This window comes from Frigoribacterium sp. ME-P-080 (assembly GCF_030209595.1).
Lineage (GTDB): Bacteria > Actinomycetota > Actinomycetes > Actinomycetales > Microbacteriaceae > Frigoribacterium.
Genome location: NZ_JARVRR010000004.1, coordinates 398,232 through 417,242 on the forward strand (window position 1 = coordinate 398,232; position 19,011 = coordinate 417,242).

Genomic DNA, 19,011 nt, shown 5'->3' on the forward strand with positions numbered 1-19,011 from the left:
CCTACTCGCTGACGTCCTGGCCGAAGTACTTCTCACTGATGGTCGACAGCGTGCCGTCGGCCTTCAGCTCGGCGAGGGCGTCGTCGATCGCCGTCACGAGGTCGTCGCTGCCCTTGGTGGTGACCAGGGCCGAGCGCGACACGTCGTCGGTGGTCGCCGCGATCTTGATGCCGGCGGCCTGGTCCGGGTTGGTCTTGACGTAGTCGAGGAAGGTCAGCTCGTCGTTGACCGTCGCGTCGATGCGGCCCTGCTCGAGGAGTGCGACCGACTGGGCCCAGCCCTCGACGACCTGCACGTCGGCGCCCGCGTCCTTTGCGGTCGTGTAGAAGTTGCTCGACTGCGACTGGGCAGTCGTCTTGCCCTTCAGGTCGGCGAGCGAGGTGATGTCGGTGTTGTCGGCGGGCGTGATCACGACACCGCGGCTGACCGTGTAGGGCGTCGAGAAGTCGTACGTCGCCTCGCGCTCGTCGGTGATCGAGATCTGGTTCGCGACGAGGTCGAAGCGGCCGGCGGTGAGCCCGGCGAGCAGGGCGTCGAACTGAGTCTCTTCGAAGGTCGGCGTGACGCCGAGCTTCTCGGCGACGGCCGTGGCGACGTCGACGTCGTAGCCGGTCAGCGCGCCGGCCCCGCCCTCGTGGTAGGTGAAGGGCTGGTAGGTGCCCTCGGTGCCGATGACGATCTCGCCGGCCGCCTGGATGTCGGACAGGCTCTTCGCCGCGCTCGTGTCGGCGGTCGCGCTGCCGGTGGACTGGACGACCCCGTCGGTGGAGGCGGGCGCGCAGGCGGCCAGGGCGACGGCGGCGGCGGCGATGACGCCGACGGAGGCGAGGCGGCGGACGGTGCGGACGGCGGTGATCTTCACGAGGGTTCCTTTGCTGCGGCTCGGGGGTCGGACGAGCCTCCCGACACTAACGCCGCGGGGGCGGGCGTGATTCCCGATGACTCCGCATGACCTTGCGGCCACGGAGGCCGGGCGTCGTCGCACACCCGTCGGCGTCGCCACGCGCCCGTCAGCGTCGCGCGATCGCCTCCGCCACCGAGGGGGCGCCGTCGAGCCGCACGTGCCGGTGGGCCACGTCGTCGGCCGAGACGGCGACGGTGCTCAGCGACAGCGAATGGAAGAGGTGACCGTCGACCAGGTCGGCCCGCACGAGCGCGTCGTCGTCGTCGGTCGGCAGCGCGCTGCTCTCGCGCAGCAGGTCGAGCCACGGCGTCCAGCTGCCCTCGCCCTCTTCCGCCGTCGGCAGCGGACCGGTCGGAGGCGCGACGTCACGGAACCGAGGCAGCCAGCGGTCGACGCGCGGCACGGACCGGTCGTCGGGGGCGGCGTGCGTGAGCAGGTGCACCCCGGGGGCGAGGCGGGCCGTCTCGGTGGCGGTGCCGTCCCAGACGGAGTGCACCGCGCCTCCTGCGTCCGCCGTGAGCAGGTTGAAGGTGCGGGTCGTCTGCGGGCCGTCGGGCAGGACGCCGTCGGCGGCCGCCCAGAGGGGCAGGGCACCGCGGGTGGTCCATCCACCGGGCGGTGACGCGGGGGCCTCGTGACGGTTGAGCACCACGCTCGCCCGGCTCGGGCCCCGGGCGGTCGCCAACCAGGCCCCGCCCGCCTCGCGGTCGTGCACCCCGGTCACCCGCTCACCGAGGCCGGGCCACCAGGCGCCGGGCTCGTCCCAGGGGCGGTCGGGCGACTCGTCCCGGAGCCCGAGGAAGACGACGGGCCAGGGCGCGTCCGGCTGGACGGCGACGACGACGGTGCACATGGGGTCCTCAGGGTGGGGGCTCGTCGGGGCGGGTGCCGACGCTCGACCGCGGGATGCGGCATCGTGGTGGGCAACGCTACCGACCCGGCACCGGGTCGGCCGACCGACGCATCGATCGACGAGGCCCACCGTGACGCACGACCACCCCCGCTCCTCCCCCGCCGACGCCCCGCGTCGCCTGTCCGTCGTCGTCGGCGTCTCGGGCGGCATCGCGGCGTACAAGGCCGTCGGGGTCGTCCGCGGCCTCGTGCTGCGGGGACACGACGTCCACGTCGTGCCGACCGAGGCCGCCCTGCGCTTCGTCGGGGCGCCCACCTGGGAGGCCACGAGCCGCAACCCCGTGCACACGTCCGTCTTCGACGACGTCGCGGAGGTGCGGCACGTGGCCCTGGGGCAGCGCGCCGACCTGATCGTCGTGGCCCCCACGACCGCCCACACCCTGGCGAAGATCGCCCACGGCCTGTCCGACGACCTGCTCGGCACGACGATCCTCGCGAGCACCGCGCCGCTCGTCGTCGCGCCCGCCATGCACACCGAGATGTGGCGGAACCCGGCGACGGTCGCGAACGTCGACCTGCTGAGGTCGCGCGGGGTGACCGTCGTCGGGCCGGACGACGGGCCGCTGACCGGGGGCGACGTGGGGCCCGGCCGGCTCAGCGAACCCGACGAGATCGTCGCCGCGGCACTCGCCCTCGTGACCGGCCCGGGCTCCCTCGACGCCCCACCCGCCGCCGTCCCGGGGGCTGGGGACCAGGAGGCGCGGGTCGGTGACCTGGACGGCCTCCGGTTGGTCGTCTCGGCCGGCGGCACCCGTGAGCCCCTGGACCCCGTGCGGTTCGTCGGCAACCGGTCGAGCGGTACGCAGGGGGCGGCGCTCGCCCTCGGGGCGGCCCGCCGCGGTGCCCACGTCACCGTCGTCGCGGCCGCACTCGACGGAGCCGTGCGGCAGACGCTCGAGACGGAGGGGACGATCGACGTCGTCGAGGTCGGCACCGCCCTCGAGCTCGACGCCGCGATGGGCGAGCACGCCCCGGCGGCGGACGTCGTGATCATGGCGGCCGCGGTGGCGGACTACCGGCCGTCGTCGGTGGCCGACGGGAAGATCCGGAAGGACGACTCGGGCGACGAGCTGACCGTCCGTCTCGTCCGGACCCCGGACGTCCTGGCCGGGCTCGTCGCCCGTCGGGCCGTGGGGCAGGTGGTCGTCGGCTTCGCGGCCGAGACGGCCGCCGACCGGGACGAACTGCTCTCGCTCGGGCGCGCCAAGCAGCGGCGGAAGGGAGCGGACCTGCTCGTCCTCAACACGGTGGGCTGGACGACCGGCTTCGGCAGCGACGACACGGCCGTCGTCGTGATCGACGCCGACGGTGACGTGGTGTCCGAGGCCGAGGGGTCGAAGACCGCCGTGGCCGAGACGGTGCTCGACGCCGTGGTGTCCCGTCGGGTCGCGAGTCGGGGGTCGGGTGGCGGCACTCCTCCCGTGCTCCCCGGCGCGTCGACGGGAGCGGGCGCATGAGCCCCCGCGAGCAGGCCGATCCCCGCCTCGGCACGACCGTCGGCGGTCGCTACCGCCTCGACGCGATCGTCGGGCGCGGAGGCATGGGGGCCGTCTACCGGGCGAGCGACCTCGAGCTCGGCCGGGTCGTCGCCGTCAAGCTCTTCTCCTCGGACGGGCACGACGTCCACGACCTCAGCCGCCAGGTCAGCGAGGTGCGCCTCCTCGCCTCCCTCAACCACCCGGGGCTCGTCACGCTCTACGACGCCCGGGTCGAGGGCGACGGCCACGACGACGACGCCTACCTCGTGATGGAGTACGTCGACGGCCCCACCCTGCAGACCGTGCTCGCCGACGGTCCGTTGTCGCACGGCGAGGCCGCGGCGTTGCTCGGCGACGTCGCGGACGGCCTGGCGGCGGTGCACCGCGCCGGCGTCGTCCACCGGGACGTCAAGCCCGCGAACATCCTGCTCGCCGCGCCGCACCACGAAGGCGACCCCCGACGGGCCAAGCTCGCCGACTTCGGCATCGCCTACCTGATCGACTCGACGCGGGTGACGGCCACGGGAACCCTGATGGGCACCGCCGCCTTCGTCAGCCCGGAGCAGGCCGAGGGGCGTCCGCCGGCCCCCGCGTCCGACGTCTATTCGCTCGGGTTGGTGCTGGTCGAGGCGCTGACCGGGCGGCGCGTCTTCACGGGGTCGGTCGTCGAGTCGGTCATGGCCCGTCTCACCCGCGACCCCGAGATCCCGGCCTCGATCGGCTCGGGGTGGGCGGAACTGTTGACGCGCATGACCGCGCGAGCACCCGACGACCGTCCGGCCGCCGCCGAGGTCGCCCGAGCGGCCCGCACGCTGGCCGTCGAGGGCGCCGGGTCGACCGATGCCGTCACGCGCGTCATGGCCGCTCCCGACGTGCCGACGGCTGCCCTGCCCGGCGGCGACGCCCCCACTCGCGTCCTGCCCCGGGACGATGCCCGCACGCCGGTGTTCGGGGCGGGGGCGGCCTCCCGCGCCGACGCCACGGACCTGGTCGCCGACGTCACGGCGGACGACGGGACCCGGAAGCGTCGGCGTTGGCCCCTCGTGCTGGCGGCGATCGTCGTCGCCGGGCTGCTGGCGGCGGGCATCGGTTGGGCCGCCACCCGCGACGCTGGGACGGTCGACCCGACGGAGAGCACGAGTCCGAGCGTCGAGACGGATCCCTCGACGACGCCGTCCGAGTCGTCGGACGTCGACTCGCCGTCACCGTCCGACGACTCCACCGACGACTCACCGGCGGACCCGGCTCCCTCTGACGAGGTGAGCCCCACCCAGGAGGCGCCGGTCGAGCCGACGACGCAGCCGACGGTCGACCCCGTGACGCCCCCGACGGTCGACGTCCCTGGCGTCGACGTCCCCGGAGGGAACAGCGGGCCCGGCAACAGCGGCAACGGCGGCCCGGGCACCAACGGGAACGGGAACGGGAACGGCCGGGGCAACGGGGTCGGTCTCGGGACGGGGACCGACACCCCCTAGGCGGATGCCGCGGGACGTCACGACCCGTCGCTCGCATCGTGAGGTGGGCGACAGGTCGTGGCCTCTCGGCAGGAGAGGCGGGCCACCCGTGAGAGAGGAAGCCCGGACATGACGAAAGCCCCGGCCGAGGCCGGGGCTTTCTGTGTGTGAGCGATACTGGGATCGAACCAGCGACCTCTTCCGTGTCAGGGAAGCGCGCTACCGCTGCGCCAATCGCTCATGTCTCAACGATCCGAGAATCTTCCCTCGAACCGCACTATTCAATTGCAACATCGAGTCTAGACCTAGGTCTAGATCGAATGGAGGTGGAGACGGGATTTGAACCCGCGTGAACGGCTTTGCAGGCCGGTGCCTCGCCTCTCGGCCACTCCACCATACGAGTAGCCCCCCAGAGGGAGGCCACCAGTCGGTGGACCACCCTCTGGTGAGCATTACACTCGAGCGGATGACGAGATTCGAACTCGCGACCCTCACCTTGGCAAGGTGATGCGCTACCGCTGCGCCACATCCGCATTTCGCTTTGCATTTCTGCGTGCAAAAGAACAATACCCACACCCCGGGGCAGAAACCAAATCGAGGGAAGTTCGTGTCTTGATCGATCACGGGGCAGCTCACGACGGTGCCCTCGACGACCGGCCGAATGGCGTTCGAGCACCGCGATGCACTAGCATCGTCGAGTCCCACACGGGCGATTGGCGCAGTTGGTAGCGCGCTTCCTTCACACGGAAGAGGTCATCGGTTCGAGCCCGGTATCGCCCACGATCATCATCGAGAGGCCCTGCTCCTGCAGGGCCTTTCGTCGTTCCTGGCCCGCGATCCCCGGCCCGGTGCCGCGGTCGGGGCATCGACGCCGCCCGCTGCCGAGACGTGGCATCCTCGCCCCATGACCGACTCCCCCACCTCCCGCGCCGCCGCGACCCGCCCGACGCCCGTCCCCGACGCCGACTGGTGGCGGCAGGCCGTGGTGTACCAGGTGTATCCGCGCAGCTTCGCCGACGCGAACGACGACGGCATCGGTGACCTGGCCGGCGTGACCTCGCGCGTGCCGTACCTGCAGCGGCTCGGGGTCGACGCCGTCTGGCTGAGCCCCTTCTATCCGTCCCCGCTCGCCGACGGCGGGTACGACGTCGCCGACTACCGCGACGTCGACCCCCGCCTCGGCACCCTCGACGACTTCGACGAGATGGTCGCCGCCCTCCACTCGGCCGGGCTGAGGGTCGTCGTCGACATCGTCCCGAACCACACCTCGAGCGACCACGAGTGGTTCCGTGAGGCGGTGGCATCCGAGCCCGGCAGCGCCGCCCGTGGCCGGTACGTGTTCCGGGACGGCCTCGGCGAGGGAGGAGACACTCCCCCGTCGACCTGGGTCTCGAACTTCGGCGGTGGCGCCTGGACCCGCCTGCAGCGCCCCGACGGCACGCCCGAACAGTGGTACCTGCACCTGTTCGCCCCCGAGCAACCCGACCTCGACTGGACCAACCCCGAGGTCCGCACCGACTTCGAACGCACGCTGCGGTTCTGGTCGGACCGTGGCGTCGACGGATTCCGGGTCGACGTCGCCCACGGGCTCGCGAAGGACCTCACCGAGCCCCTCCGCGACGCGGCCGAACGTCAGCTCCTGCCGGTCGACGGCAGCGATCCGCTCTACGACCGTGACGAGGTGCACACGATCTTCGAGGGGTGGCGCCGGGTCCTCGACGAGTACGACCCGCCCCGGAGCGCCGTGGCCGAGGCCTGGGTGCAGCCCGAGCGGGTGCCGCTCTACGCCCGCCCCACCGAGCTCGGCCAGGCCTTCAGCTTCGCCCTGACGCGCGCCGACTTCGATGCCGACCAGTACCGGACCATCATCGCGTCGACCCTCGAGCAGGCGGCCGTCAGCGGGGCGACGAGCACGTGGGTGCTCTCGAACCACGACGTCGTCCGTCACGCCACGCGCTACGGCCTGCCGAAGGGGCAGGACCTCGACGCCTTCGTGCTGAGCGACGGTCGCCGACCCACTCTCGACCCCGATGCGGGCCTCCGTCGGGCCCGCGCGGCGACGGTGCTCATGCTCGCCCTCCCGGGTTCGGCCTACGTCTACCAGGGAGAAGAACTGGGCCTCTTCGAGGTGGCCGACCTGCGTCCCGACGACCTGCAGGACCCGGTCTGGGTCCGCACGGGCCACCGGCGCAAGGGCCGTGACGGCAGCCGGGTGCCGCTGCCCTGGGACACGAGCGAGCCCGCCCTGGGCTTCGGGGACCACGCCCCGCACCTGCCGCAACCCGAGTGGTTCGAGGACCTCGCCGTCTCGGTCCAGGACGACGAGGACGAGTCCACGTTGTCGATCTACCGGCGCGCCCTCGCCCTCCGCCGCGAGCTGCAGCGGGGTGAGGCGTTCCTCTGGGCCGACGGCACCTCGGAGGACGTCGTGCACTTCTCCCGCCACGAGGGGTGGCACTCGCTGACGAACTTCGGCGGCGGCCCGGTCGACCTGCCCACCGGGGCACGCGTCCTGGCCTCCAGCGAGCCGTTGCACGACACGCTCGCCGGCGTCACCGAGGTGCCGGGCGAGACCACGGTCTGGTTCTCGCTGACCTGAGACCCGGGCCCGGTCCGACCGGGCGACCACCCGCAGGAGGCGCGGTGCGACGCGGTCGCGCGCCGCGCCTCCTGCGTTCTGCCGCGGTCCGGACGCAGAACGGCCCCGGTCCGAGGACCGGGGCCGTTCGTCGTGCGACGTGGGTCAGGCGCGCGAGTTCTCGAGGACGTAGCCCTCTTCACCGTGCAGGGCGAGGTCGATGCCGGCCACCTCGTCCTCGTTCTTCACGCGGAAGCCGATGGTCTTCTCGATGACGAAGCCGATGACGAAGGCCAGGACGAACGAGTAGAGCATGACGGCCAGGGCCGAGAGGGCCTGGATGCCGAGCTGCGTGAAGGTGCCCGAGAAGATGAGGCCGGTGTCGTTCGCGAAGATGCCGAGGTACAGCGTCCCGATGAGGCCACCGACGAGGTGGATGCCCACGACGTCGAGGGAGTCGTCGAACCCGAGTTTGAACTTGAGGTCGATGGCGAGGGCGCAGACGGCACCCGCGACGACGCCGAGGACGACGGCCCACCCCGGGGTGAGGGCGGCGCAGGCCGGGGTGATGGCGACGAGGCCGGCGACGGCACCCGAGGCGGCGCCGACCGAGGTGGCCTTGCCGTCCTTGAGCTTCTCGACGACCAGCCAGCCGAGCACGGCGGCGGCCGGTGCGGCGATGGTGTTCAGGAACGCCAGGGCGGCCACGCCGTCGGCCGCGAGCTCGGAGCCGGCGTTGAAGCCGAACCAGCCGAACCAGAGCAGCCCGGCACCCAGCAGGACGAAGGGCGGGTTGTGCGGCTTGTCGGCACCCTTGGCGAAGCCGACGCGCTTGCCGAGGACGAGTGCCAGGGCGAGGGCCGCGGCACCGGCGTTGATGTGGACGGCCGTGCCGCCGGCGAAGTCGATGACGCCCATGGCGGCGATCCAGCCACCGACGGTGTTGCCGTCGGCGTCCTTCGTGAAGTTGAAGACCCAGCTGGCGACCGGGAAGTAGACGACCGTGGCCCAGACGCCGGCGAAGATCATCCACGCCCCGAACTTGGCCCGGTCGGCGATGGCGCCCGAGATGAGGGCCACCGTGATGATCGCGAAGGTGGCCTGGAAGGCGGCGAAGGCGATCGTCGGGTAGGCGCCGGTCGGGTCCAGGCTGTCCTCGAAGGCGGCGCCGAGGCCGAGGTTCGCGACGTCGAGGCCGATCAGGCCCTGGACGCCCACGAAGCTCTCGCTCCCACCGGGGATCGAGGTCGGGTTGCCGAAGGCGATCGCGTAGCCGAAGAGCACCCACAGGACGCCGATGAGGCCCATCGCGCCGAAGCTGAGCATCATCATGCTGATGACGCTCTTGGCCTTGACGAGGCCGCCGTAGAAGAAGGCCAGGCCGGGGGTCATGAGCAGCACGAGTGCCGCGCAGATCAACATGAAGGCGGTGTTGCCTTGGTCCATGGGTGGGTCACCTCTCGAGTTTCGGAGCCGGGGAGGCACCGACGTCGAGGCCGACCGTGTGGGTTCACGGGCTGTGGTGACGAACGCTCTCGTCCGGTGCGGCCCCCAGTGTCGCGGGGAGAGGTTTCGGGCCGTGTGCGGGATTGTTTCCCCGATGTAACACGATTCGGGCGCAGGTAAACAACGTGTTACCGGATGCCCGGTGCGGGGTGGGGATCTCGTCAGAGCGAGGTCAGGGCCACCAGGCGCGACACGGCCCGCAGGTACTTCTTGCGGTAGCCGCCGGCGAGTATCTCGTCCGAGAAGACCTGGTCGAGGGGCGTGCCCGAGGCGACCACCCGGATCTGCGCGTCGTACAAGCGGTCCACGAAGGCCACGAGGCGCAGGGCGTCCACCTGGCTCGTGAGGACGTGGACGTCACGCAGCCCCACCGCGTCGAGGTCGTCGACGAGCTTCACGTACTTGCTGGGGTGGACCGTCGCGAGGTGGGCGACCACGCCGTCGAAGTCGTCGAGCGACACGGTCCCGCCGAGGGCGGCCGCCGCCGCGTCGACGTCGTCGACCACGTGCGCCCGGGCCTCGACCTCGCGACGCCGGTAGTCGTCCCCGTCGATGCGCAGGGTGAGGAACTTGTCGCTGAGCCCCTGGATCTCGCGGAGGAAGTCGGCGGCGGCGAACCGGCCCTCACCGAGGGCGTTGGGCGGCGTGTTCGAGGTGGCGGCGATGCGCGTGCCGTCGTCGGCCAGGTCGCCGAGCAGTCGGGTCATCATCATCGTGTCGCCCGGGTCGTCGAGCTCGAACTCGTCGATGCAGACCAGGGCGGCGCCCTTCAGCTGCGACGCGGCCCCGGCGTAGCCGACGGCGCCGACCAACGCGGTGTACTCGATGAAGGTGCCGAAGTACCGCCGGCCGGGCGTGCGGTTCCAGAGGGCGGCGAGCAGGTGGGTCTTGCCCACGCCGAAGCCGCCGTCGAGGTACAGGCCGGGACGCACGGCCGGGGCAGCCGGCTTCTTGCGGAACAGGCCCCTCCGCGGCGCGTCGGGACCCGCGCCTCCGAACGCCGTCACGGCGGCCACCGCCTCGGCCTGGGAGGCGAAGGCCGGGTCGGGACGGTAGTTCTCGAGCGAGGCCTCCGCGAACTGACGAGGAGGCACGAGTTGCGTCACGATCTCGGCCCCCGTGATCGCCGGGGTGCGGTCGCTCAGCGAGACGAGGGTGCTGACGGATTCGGGGGGCATGGGCGCGGCCTCGCGGTGGGGTGGGCGGGGATTTGTGTCAGAGTCGTACGGTTCCCGGGCGACGGTCACGCGGCATGCGTAACCTCGACGGGGCCGACCAGAGGCGATCCTACGCCGCCGGGCACCACGCGTCGCCCGGCGTCGGCTCCACCCCGACCCCCGCACAAGGAGACACCATGGCCGTCGAGCACGACACGTCCGCCCGCTTCGGCGAGTACGCCCATCCCGAGCGTCTCGTCGGCACCGAGTGGCTGCAGCAGCACCTCGGCACCCCCGGGCTCGTCGTCGTCGAGTCCGACGAGGACGTCCTCCTGTACGAGACCGGCCACATCGCCGGCGCCGTCAAGATCGACTGGCACCTCGACCTCAACGACCCGGTGCAGCGCGACTACGTCGACGGCGAGGGCTTCGCCGCGCTGATGAGCCGCAGCGGCATCACGCGCGACAGCACGGTCGTCATCTACGGCGACAAGAACAACTGGTGGGCCGCCTACGCGCTGTGGGTCTTCTCGCTCTTCGGGCACGAGGACGTCCGTCTGCTCGACGGTGGCCGCGCGAAGTGGGAGGCCGAGGGACGCGACTACACGACCGAGGCGCCCGAGGTCGAGGCCACCGACTACCCCGTCGTCGAGCGGGACGACAGCGTCATCCGCGCCTACAAGGACGACGTGCTGGCGCACCTCGGCAAGCCCCTGATCGACGTGCGCTCGCCCGAGGAGTTCTCCGGCCAGCGCACCACGGCCCCGGCCTACCCCGACGAGGGCGCCCTGCGGGCCGGTCACATCCCGAGTGCCCAGAACGTGCCGTGGGGCAAGGCCGCGGCCGACGACGGCACCTTCCGGCCGCTCGCCGAACTCGACGCCATCTACCGCGACGGGGCGGGCCTCTCCGACGGCGACGAGGTCGTCGCCTACTGCCGCATCGGTGAACGGTCGAGCCACACCTGGTTCGTCCTGACGCACCTGATGGGCTTCGAGGACGTGCGCAACTACGACGGCTCCTGGACCGAGTGGGGCAGCGCCGTGCGGGTCCCCATCGTGCAGGGCACCGAGCCGGGCGAGGTGCCGGCCCGGTGACCGACGCGGCCCTGCCCGAAGCGCTCGTCGAGATCCGCGAGGAGTTCCTCGCCCTCGACGTGCGGAACCGTCTTCAGTTGTTGCTCGAGTTCTCGAACGAGCTGCCCGAGCTGCCCGCCCGGTACGCCGACCATCCCGACCTGCTCGAACGGGTGGTCGAGTGCCAGTCCCCCGTGTTCCTGTTCGTCGAGGTCACCGACGGTCGGGTGCACCTGCACGCGACGGCACCGCGTGAGGCGCCGACGACCCGGGGCTTCGCCTCGATCCTCGCCCAGGGGCTCGACGGGTTGACCGTCGAGCAGGTGCTCGACGACGTCCCCGACGACTACCCGCAGACGATCGGCCTGACCGAGGCCGTGAGCCCGCTGCGCATCCGCGGCATGACCGCGCTGCTCGGCCGCGCCAAGCGTCAGATCCGCGAACGGACCGCCGCCGCGTGACGCTCCGGGTGCTGCACGCCCTCGGACGTCCCGGCGACGTCGGGCTCGAACTCGAGATCGACGAGGACTCGACCCCCGACCGGATCCGCGAGCTGTACGCCCCGCCGAGCGAGACGTGGCTGCGACTCAACCTGATCGCGGCGGTCAGCGGTGACGCCGCGGGGTCCGACGGCACCTCCGAGACGCTGAGCAACGCCACCGACCGCACGATCCTGGCCGCCATCCGCTCGCTCGCCGACGGTGTCCTCGTCGGTGCGGCGAGCGTGCGCGCCGAGGGCTACCGGGTGCCGAAGTCCTCGCGACTCGTCGTCGTCACGGCGTCGGGCGACCTCTCGGGCCACCGGATGGACCCGGCCGAAGCCGAGCGGGTCGTCGTGGTCTGCCCCGAATCCGCGCGGGCACGGGTCCGCGAGACCCTCGGTGAGGCGATCTGGGCGGCCGCCCGCGTGCTGACGGCGACCGACGACGGTGGCCGGTTGGAGCCCGCCGCGATCCTCCGGTGCCTGCGCGAGCAGCGCCTTCGTTCGCTCGTGTGCGAGGGCGGTCCCTCGCTCGCCGGGCAGTTCCTCCGGGACGGCCTCGTCGACGAGCTGTGCCTGTCGACCTCGCCGGTCGTGATCGGCAGCGGCTTGCCCGTCTTCGGTCGCGAACGTTTCGACCCGGCGTCGCTCGTGCTCGGCCAACTGCTGGTCGACGAGCAGAGCACGCTCTACGCGCGGTGGTCGGTGGACGGTGGCCCCGCGAGTCGGTGACGGTCGAGCCATCGACCGATCGCCCCCTCGAACCGCTCGGGGTCGAGGTTCCAGAGCTTGGTGTGCCGGGCGACGTCGAACACCTCGAAGGTCACGATGTCGGGCCGGGCCTCGGCCAGCGCGTGTGACGCGGTGGACGGCACGAAGCCGTCGTCGTCGCTGTGCAGCACCAGCACCGGGAGGTCGAGCTCGCCCGCGCGTGAGACGAGGTCGAGCCGGTCGAAGTCGATGGGCTCGGCGCGGCCGGCCAGCCGGCAGAGCAGGGGCGACCCCAGGAGGCGCAGCACCAGACCCTGGACGACCCCCGGCACCCGCATGGCCGCGCCCTGGTAGGCGAGCGTCGTCCGCCAGTCGACGACGGGCGACTCGAGCACGAGACCCGAGACGGCGCCGCGCAGGGTGGAGCGGGTGGCGGCCTGCAGCACCAGCGCTCCACCCATGGACCAGCCCATCAGCACGACGGACCTCGCCCCGTGGTCGAGGGCGAACCGGATCGCCGCCTCGACGTCGCGCCACTCGGAGTCGCCCAGCGCGTAACGGCCGTCGGGCGAACGGGGCGCCTCGCCGTCGTTGCGGTACGACACGAGGAGCGAGGTGAAGCCCTCTCGCCGGAAGACCGGTGCCGCACGGATCGTCTCGGCGCGCGTCACCCCGCGACCGTGAACCCCGATCATCCACGGGCCGTCGAGCCCGCCCTCGGCGGGGACCAGCCAGGCGGGCGCCGGACCGACCTCGGTGTCGACCACGACCTCGTCGGCCGTGAGGCCCGCGTCGTGCGGCGTCGGGTACAGCCAGCCGCCGATGCGACCCCGGTGGGCGCGCCGCAGGCCGGATGCCTCGACTCCTTCGACGCCCCCGACGCCGTCCTCGTGTTCGACCCGACGTTCGACGTACCGGCCGTCGTCGTGCACCACCTCGCCGATGCGGGCGTGCCCTCGGCCCCGGTCGTACCAGAAGCTGTAGCGACCGGGGAGGCGCGTGTCGGGCGTCGAACGCAGGGTGATCGTCCCGGCCACGGCGTCGTGGGCCTCGATGCGCACGTCGTCGCGTCGCCTCCGGGCAGGGGTGACGATCTTCCGGGCCATGGCGACGATCCCCGAGACGAGGGCTGCGGACGACACCACCACGGTGCCCCCGACCGCGATCGAGACGACGGTGAGCGGGCCGACGCCCCGTCGACCGGTGGATGCGGGGCGGTTCACGGGCGGCTCCTCGGACGGCGTGAGGCGGGTCGAGGAGACCTGTGGATCTGCTGAGCCGGGCGCGGCGTGCCGCGGGGGTCGCCCTCGGGATCGACCCTAGTCTTCCAGGGTGTCCGAGATCCCCCCGACGTCGACCCGCCCGCCCGCGTTCGCCGCGGCCGTCGAGTCCGTCCACCGTGCCGCCGCGCGGGATGCCCTCGCCGTGACCGAGATCCCCGCTCCGAACGGCCTCGCCCCCCACGCCCTGGCCCTCGCCGGGGACGTCATCGGCGCGTCCGGTCGCCCGGACCCCGACCTCGGCACCGGACGCTTCGTGTTGCTCTACGACGACGACGAACCCGAGGCGTGGGGCGGACCCTTCCGGGTCGTCAGCTTCGCGCAGGCGCCCCTCGAGACCGAGATCGCCCTCGATCCGTTCGTGGCCGACGTCGCGTGGTCCTGGCTCGTCGACAGCCTCGACGCCCGCGGTGCCGTCTACGACCGGGCATCGGGCACCGCCACCAAGATCCTCTCGACCGGATACGGTGAGCTGGCCAACCACGGTGACGGGGCCCAGCTCGAACTCCGGGCGTCCTGGAGCCCCGCCACCACCGACCTGGCCCCGCACATCGAGGCCTGGAGCGAGCTGATCTGCACGCTCGCCGGCCTGCCCCCGACCGTCGAGGGCGTCACCCTCCTCGCCTCGAGGCGGGTCGGACGAGACTGAACCACCGGAACAGAACAGCGCCCCCGGAGAGAACAGCGGAGACATGACCACAGCGACACCAGACGAAGCCGCACCAGACGCGGCGGCGGCCGACGCGGCAGCACCCCACGGCTCCGAGCCGCGCGACACCCGCCCCCGGGTCTCCGTCCGACCCGTCGTCGAGACCGCCGACTCGCAGCACGGCGAGGTGACCGTCATCGACGACCGCGAGGGGTACCTGGCCGCCGTCGAGGCGATCCGCGCCGGGACCGGGCCGGTCTCGATCGACGCCGAGCGCGCCTCCGGCTATCGCTACTCGCAGCGGGCCTACCTCATCCAGGTGTTCCGACGCGGCTCGGGGGTGTTCCTCCTCGACCCACCCGCCATCGGCTCGTTCGCCGAACTGCAAGCCGTCATCGGCGACGAGGAGTGGGTGCTCCACGCCGCCAGCCAAGACCTCGCGTGCCTGCGCGAGGTCGGCCTCGATCCGAGCCGCATCTTCGACACCGAACTGGGTGCGCGCCTCGCCGGGCTCCCCAAGGTCGGGCTCGGAGCCGTCGTCGAGCAGCTCCTGGGCGTCCACCTCGCGAAAGAACACAGTGCCGCCGACTGGTCGACGCGACCGTTGCCGCAGAGCTGGCTCGTCTACGCGGCGCTCGACGTCGAGCTGCTCGTCGACCTCCGGGACGCCATGGAGGCGGTCCTCGCGGACGCGGGCAAGCTCGAGATCGCGCGCCAGGAGTTCGACGCGACCCTGAGGCGGGAGGCAAAGCCCGCGAAGGTCGACCCGTGGCGTCGACTGACCGGGCTGCACAGCCTGCGCGGGTCCCGTTCCCTCGCCGTGGCTCGTGAACTCTGGCAGGCGCGGGACGACTACGCGCGCGAGATCGACACGGCCCCGGGCCGTCTCGTCCCGGACTCCTCGCTCCTGGCCGCCACGAAGGCGATGCCCACCGACAAACGGTCCCTCGCCGGCATCAAGGAGTTCGTCGGCCGGGCCAGTCGCAGTGAGCTGGACCGCTGGTTCGCGGCGATCGAACGCGGCCGTGAGACGACGGACCTGCCCTCGCACCGGGGGCCGGCGAGCGACACCCTCCCCCCGCCCCGATCGTGGGCGGACAAGAACCCGCTGGCCGACGCGCGCTACAAGGCCGTCCGCCCCAAGGTGACCGAGATCGCCGAGGGGCTCGACCTGCCGGTCGAGAACCTGCTCACACCCGAGACCCTGCGCCGGCTGGCCTGGGACCCTCCCATCCCCTTCGACGCACCGACCATCGCGGCTGCACTCGTCGAGCTCGGTGCGCGGACCTGGCAGGTCGAGGCCGTGGCCGAGGCGGTCGCCGAGGCCTTTGTCGACGCCCACCAAGAGCCCGAGGCGACGGGCGACGGCGCTTCGTAGGATTGCTCGAACGATTCTCGGGCCCCCGGCGTCGTCCCTAAGATCAGGACCAGATCCTGACACTGGAGGCACTGTGGCCGAGAGCAACGATGTCGTGTTCGTCGACGGGGTACGCACCCCGTTCGGTCGGGCCGGCGACAAAGGCATGTACTGGCAGACCCGCGCCGACGACCTGGTCGTCAAAGCGATGAAGGGTCTGCTCGAACGCAACCCGTCCCTACCGCCCGAACGCATCGACGACGTCGCCATCGCGGCGACCACTCAACAGGGCGATCAAGGCCTCACCCTCGGACGCACGACGGCGCTCCTCGCGGGTCTCCCCCAGTCCGTGCCCGGGTACGCCATCGACCGGATGTGCGCCGGCGCCATGACGAGCGTGACGAGCGTCGCCGGCGGCATCGCCTTCGGCGCGTACGACGTCGCCCTCGCCGGCGGAGTCGAGCACATGGGGCGTCACCCCATGGGGTTCGCCGCCGACCCCAATCCGCGCTTCGCCGCCGAGAAGCTCGTCAGCGGCGAGGCCCTGAACATGGGCAACACCGCGGAGCGCATCCACGACCGGTTCCCCCAGCTCACCAAGGAACGCTCCGACCGGTACGCCCTGCGATCGCAACAGAAGCTCGCAGCGGCCTACGACGCCGGCCAGATCCAACCCGACCTCGTCCCGGTGGCCATCAAGACGGACCAGGGCTGGGGGCTCGCCACCCGAGACGAGGCGCCTCGACCCGAGACCACGATGGAGGGTCTTGCCGGGCTGCGCACTCCCTTCCGGCCGCACGGCCGCGTCACGGCGGGCAACTCGTCGGGTCTCAACGACGGAGCGACGGTCAGCCTGATGGCGTCGGGTGCCGCCGCGAAGGAACTCGGGCTCACCCCCAAGATGCGTCTCGTCAGCTTCGCCTTCGCCGGCGTCGAGCCCGAGATCATGGGCATCGGTCCCGTGCCGTCCACCGAGAAGGCCCTCCGCAAGGCGGGGCTGTCGATCGACGACATCGGCCTCTTCGAACTGAACGAGGCGTTCGCGGTGCAGGTCCTCTCCCTGCTCGACCACTTCGGCATCGACGACGACGACCCGCGCGTGAACCCCTGGGGCGGGGCCATCGCCGTCGGTCACCCCCTCGCGTCCTCGGGCGTGAGGCTGATGATCCAGCTCGCCCGCCAGTTCGAGCAGCACCCCGAGGTGCGGTACGGCCTCACGGCCATGTGCATCGGCCTCGGTCAGGGCGGCAGCGTCATCTGGGAGAACCCCCACTACTCGAAGAAGGCGGCACGCGCATGAGCACGGCGACCGAACAACTGACCGAGCTGTCGGCCGACGAGGTCGTCACGCACTCTTACGTCCGCGACGTGCCGTTGCCCTCCGGCGGCGTCCTGGCCCTCATCACCCTCGACAACGGCCGCGACCACACCCGGCCGAGCACGCTGGGGCCGGCGACGCTGCACGAGTTCGGCGCGACCCTCGACGCCGTCCGCAGCCGCGCCTCCTCGGGTGAGATCGCGGCGATCGCCGTCACGGGCAAGCCGTACTTCCTGGCGGCGGGTGCCGACCTCAGCAAGGTGAGCGCCATCCCCAGCCGCGAGGTCGCCCGCGAGCTCGCCCGGCTCGGCCACGCCGTGCTCGGCAAGCTGCACGACGCCCCGGTGCCCACGTTCGTCTTCGTCAACGGGCTCGCCCTGGGCGGTGGCGTCGAGATCGGGCTGCACGCCGACTACCGGACGGTCGACTCGTCGGCCGCCGCCATCGCCCTGCCGGAGGTCTTCCTCGGCATCATCCCCGGGTGGGGTGGCGCCTGGTTGTTGCCGAACCTGATCGGCATCGAGAACGCCCTCAAGGTCGTCATCGAGAACCCCCTGAAGAACAACCGCACCCTGAAGCCCGCCCAGGCGCTCGAACTCGGCATCGTCGACGCGATGTTCGGCCCCGCGTCGTTCCTCGAGGACAGCATCCGGTGGGCCGACGGGGTGCTGACCGGCCGCGTCGGCGTCAAGCGGCCGAACGTGCCGGGCAGGCTCGAGCGTGCCGTCAAGTGGGACGTCGCGATCTCGGTGGCGCGCAAGTCGCTCGAGTCGAAGATCGGCACCGTCGCGAAGTCGCCCTACGCCGCTCTCGACCTGCTGAAGGCCGCGAAGAACACCGACCGGACGACCGGCTTCGCGGCCGAGGACGAAGCGCTGGCCGACCTCGTGGCAGGCGACCAGTTCCACGCCAGCATGTACGCCTTCGATCTCGTCCAGAAGCGGGCCAAGAAGCCCGCCGGTGCGCCCTCCCCCGACCTCGCCCGGAAGATCGGCAAGGTGGGCATCGTCGGCGCCGGACTCATGGCGAGCCAGTTCGCGCTGCTCTTCGTGCGCCGTCTGCGCGTCCCGGTCGTCATCACCGACCTCGACCAGGCTCGGGTCGACGCGGCACTCGCCCGCATCAGAGGCGAGATCGACGAGTTGCAGGGCGGGGGCAGGATCTCGCGGGACGAGTCCAACCGCCTCAAGGCGCTCATCACGGGCACGACCGATCTCGCCGACTTCGCCGACGCCGACTGGGTCATCGAGGCCGTATTCGAAGAGCTGTCGGTCAAGCAGGAGGTGTTCGCGAACGTCGAGGCCGTCGTCTCGGACACCACGGTGCTGGCGACCAACACGTCGTCGCTCAGTGTCGAGCAGATCGGGGCGCGCCTCGCTCATCCCGAGCGACTGGTCGGATTCCACTTCTTCAACCCGGTCGCGGTGATGCCCCTCGTCGAGGTCGTCAAGACCCCGGCGACCGACGACGAGACGCTGAGCACGGCGATGGTGACGGCGAAGGCCCTGCGGAAGAACGCCGTCATCACGGCCGACACCCCGGGGTTCGTGGTCAACCGGATCCTGGCCAAGCTGCTGGGCGAGGCCATGCACGCCGTCGAGACGGGGACGCCGTTCGAGGTCGTCGATCGGGCGACGGCGCCGTTCGGCCTCCCGATGACGCCGTTCGAGTTGCTCGAGCTGGTGGGACTGACCGTCGGGGCGCACGTCCTGGACACCCACCATGCCGCCTTCCCCGACCGGTTCTTCGCCAGTGACGGACTGCACCGCCTGGCCGAGCACGGCACGATCTTCGAACGCGACTCGAAGGGCCGTCGCAAGGGATTCGACAAGAAGGCCGTCGCCCTCGCCGCCGGACCGGGAACGGCCCTGACCGACGACGAGTTGCGCGTCCGCATCGAGGACGGTCTCGCCGACGAGGTCGGGCGCATGCTCGACGACCACGTCGTGGCCGCGGCCGAGGACGTCGACCTCTGCCTGATCCTCGGCGCCGGGTACCCGTTCCAGATGGGCGGGGTCACGCCGTACCTCGACCGGGTCGGTGCCTCACGTCGGGTGCGGGGACGCGACTTCCACGAACCCGCGATCCGCGGCGTCGAGTAGACCACCCACGCCGAACGCCCCGTCTCGAGAGGGACGGGGCGTTCGACG

The 19,011-nt window shown here is 71.8% G+C and carries 15 protein-coding genes and 4 tRNA genes; 11 read left to right on the top strand and 8 right to left on the bottom strand.

Annotated elements, in window-relative coordinates; translation table 11 throughout:
- Position 1 precedes the first annotated feature (1 nt).
- Both QRN23_RS10455 and QRN23_RS10460 read right to left on the bottom strand, forming a co-directional pair.
- Entirely contained in the window at positions 2–856 is an 855-nt protein-coding gene (locus QRN23_RS10455) for an amino acid ABC transporter substrate-binding protein (protein WP_055976940.1), read from the bottom strand.
- Positions 857–1,010: 154 nt separating this feature from the next.
- Positions 1,011–1,757, bottom strand: a complete 747-nt coding sequence (locus tag QRN23_RS10460) for an NRDE family protein (RefSeq protein WP_285063505.1) — start codon at positions 1,755–1,757, stop codon at positions 1,011–1,013.
- 178 nt (positions 1,758–1,935) lie between these two features.
- On the opposite strand from QRN23_RS10460, the gene coaBC reads away from it, so the two are divergent.
- Entirely contained in the window at positions 1,936–3,273 is a 1,338-nt protein-coding gene (gene coaBC, locus QRN23_RS10465; RefSeq protein WP_123570776.1) for a bifunctional phosphopantothenoylcysteine decarboxylase/phosphopantothenate--cysteine ligase CoaBC, read from the top strand.
- Entirely contained in the window at positions 3,270–4,769 is a 1,500-nt protein-coding gene (locus QRN23_RS10470) for a serine/threonine-protein kinase (protein WP_285063506.1), read from the top strand. Before coaBC ends, QRN23_RS10470 begins: the two co-directional genes overlap by 4 nt.
- A 147-nt stretch (positions 4,770–4,916) precedes the next feature.
- Here QRN23_RS10470 and QRN23_RS10475 read toward each other — a convergent pair.
- The 3 genes from QRN23_RS10475 to QRN23_RS10485 form a co-directional block, all read right to left on the bottom strand.
- Positions 4,917–4,988, bottom strand: a tRNA-Val gene (locus QRN23_RS10475).
- 81 nt (positions 4,989–5,069) lie between these two features.
- A tRNA-Cys gene (locus tag QRN23_RS10480) sits at positions 5,070–5,143 on the bottom strand.
- A 66-nt stretch (positions 5,144–5,209) separates the two neighbouring features.
- Positions 5,210–5,281, bottom strand: a tRNA-Gly gene (locus QRN23_RS10485).
- Positions 5,282–5,455: 174 nt separating this feature from the next.
- Between QRN23_RS10485 and QRN23_RS10490 the strand changes: the two genes are divergently transcribed.
- Together QRN23_RS10490 and QRN23_RS10495 are read left to right on the top strand one after the other, a co-directional pair.
- Positions 5,456–5,528 (top strand) — tRNA-Val (locus tag QRN23_RS10490).
- 124 nt (positions 5,529–5,652) lie between these two features.
- A complete protein-coding gene (locus QRN23_RS10495) occupies positions 5,653–7,347 on the top strand; it encodes a glycoside hydrolase family 13 protein (RefSeq protein WP_285063507.1) in 1,695 nt (564 codons plus the stop codon).
- 144 nt (positions 7,348–7,491) lie between these two features.
- Here the strand turns inward: QRN23_RS10495 and QRN23_RS10500 are convergent, their stop codons facing one another.
- Together QRN23_RS10500 and zapE are read right to left on the bottom strand one after the other, a co-directional pair.
- On the bottom strand, positions 7,492–8,772 hold the full coding sequence (locus QRN23_RS10500) for an ammonium transporter (RefSeq protein ID WP_285063508.1): 1,281 nt from the start codon (positions 8,770–8,772) through the stop codon (positions 7,492–7,494).
- A 221-nt stretch (positions 8,773–8,993) separates the two neighbouring features.
- The gene (gene zapE / locus QRN23_RS10505) at positions 8,994–10,010 is read right to left on the bottom strand and encodes a cell division protein ZapE (protein WP_285063509.1); all 1,017 of its coding nucleotides are present in this window, start codon (positions 10,008–10,010) and stop codon (positions 8,994–8,996) included.
- Between the two features lie 176 nt (positions 10,011–10,186).
- Between zapE and QRN23_RS10510 the strand changes: the two genes are divergently transcribed.
- Genes QRN23_RS10510 through QRN23_RS10520 form a run of 3 tightly spaced genes read left to right on the top strand, consistent with a single transcriptional unit; the run spans position 10,187 to position 12,278 of the window.
- Positions 10,187–11,086, top strand: a complete 900-nt coding sequence (locus QRN23_RS10510; protein ID WP_123570777.1) for a sulfurtransferase — start codon at positions 10,187–10,189, stop codon at positions 11,084–11,086.
- The gene (locus QRN23_RS10515; RefSeq protein WP_285063510.1) at positions 11,083–11,526 is read left to right on the top strand and encodes a SufE family protein; all 444 of its coding nucleotides are present in this window, start codon (positions 11,083–11,085) and stop codon (positions 11,524–11,526) included. Before QRN23_RS10510 ends, QRN23_RS10515 begins: the two co-directional genes overlap by 4 nt.
- Positions 11,523–12,278, top strand: a complete 756-nt coding sequence (locus QRN23_RS10520) for a dihydrofolate reductase family protein (RefSeq protein WP_285063511.1) — start codon at positions 11,523–11,525, stop codon at positions 12,276–12,278. The genes QRN23_RS10515 and QRN23_RS10520 overlap by 4 nt, the downstream gene beginning before the upstream one ends.
- Here the strand turns inward: QRN23_RS10520 and QRN23_RS10525 are convergent.
- Entirely contained in the window at positions 12,236–13,480 is a 1,245-nt protein-coding gene (locus tag QRN23_RS10525) for an alpha/beta hydrolase family protein (protein WP_285063512.1), read from the bottom strand. The two genes, QRN23_RS10520 and QRN23_RS10525, sit on opposite strands and share 43 nt — an antisense overlap.
- A 109-nt stretch (positions 13,481–13,589) precedes the next feature.
- On the opposite strand from QRN23_RS10525, the gene QRN23_RS10530 reads away from it, so the two are divergent.
- The 4 genes from QRN23_RS10530 to QRN23_RS10545 all read left to right on the top strand — a co-directional run bounded on the left by QRN23_RS10530 (position 13,590) and on the right by QRN23_RS10545 (position 18,963).
- Positions 13,590–14,186, top strand: a complete 597-nt coding sequence (locus QRN23_RS10530; protein WP_267658081.1) for a DUF3000 domain-containing protein — start codon at positions 13,590–13,592, stop codon at positions 14,184–14,186.
- 43 nt (positions 14,187–14,229) lie between these two features.
- Complete coding sequence (locus tag QRN23_RS10535; protein ID WP_082460233.1) at positions 14,230–15,564, top strand: HRDC domain-containing protein; 1,335 nt, start codon at positions 14,230–14,232, stop codon at positions 15,562–15,564.
- 73 nt (positions 15,565–15,637) lie between these two features.
- Positions 15,638–16,843, top strand: a complete 1,206-nt coding sequence (locus tag QRN23_RS10540; protein WP_123570125.1) for a thiolase family protein — start codon at positions 15,638–15,640, stop codon at positions 16,841–16,843.
- Complete coding sequence (locus QRN23_RS10545; protein WP_285063513.1) at positions 16,840–18,963, top strand: 3-hydroxyacyl-CoA dehydrogenase NAD-binding domain-containing protein; 2,124 nt, start codon at positions 16,840–16,842, stop codon at positions 18,961–18,963. The genes QRN23_RS10540 and QRN23_RS10545 overlap by 4 nt, the downstream gene beginning before the upstream one ends.
- Positions 18,964–19,011: the final 48 nt, after the last annotated feature.

Excerpts from the sequence above, each read along its gene's own strand:
- QRN23_RS10510 (WP_123570777.1), top strand. The coding sequence starts at position 10,187 with ATGGCCGTCGAGCACGACACGTCCGCCCGCTTCGGCGAGTACGCCCAT.
- QRN23_RS10470 (WP_285063506.1), top strand. The coding sequence starts at position 3,270 with ATGAGCCCCCGCGAGCAGGCCGATCCCCGCCTCGGCACGACCGTCGGC.
- QRN23_RS10460 (WP_285063505.1), bottom strand. The coding sequence starts at position 1,757 with ATGTGCACCGTCGTCGTCGCCGTCCAGCCGGACGCGCCCTGGCCCGTC.
- QRN23_RS10535 (WP_082460233.1), top strand. The coding sequence starts at position 14,230 with ATGACCACAGCGACACCAGACGAAGCCGCACCAGACGCGGCGGCGGCC.
- QRN23_RS10500 (WP_285063508.1), bottom strand. The coding sequence starts at position 8,772 with ATGGACCAAGGCAACACCGCCTTCATGTTGATCTGCGCGGCACTCGTG.
- QRN23_RS10545 (WP_285063513.1), top strand. The coding sequence starts at position 16,840 with ATGAGCACGGCGACCGAACAACTGACCGAGCTGTCGGCCGACGAGGTC.
- QRN23_RS10495 (WP_285063507.1), top strand. The coding sequence starts at position 5,653 with ATGACCGACTCCCCCACCTCCCGCGCCGCCGCGACCCGCCCGACGCCC.
- zapE (WP_285063509.1), bottom strand. The coding sequence starts at position 10,010 with ATGCCCCCCGAATCCGTCAGCACCCTCGTCTCGCTGAGCGACCGCACC.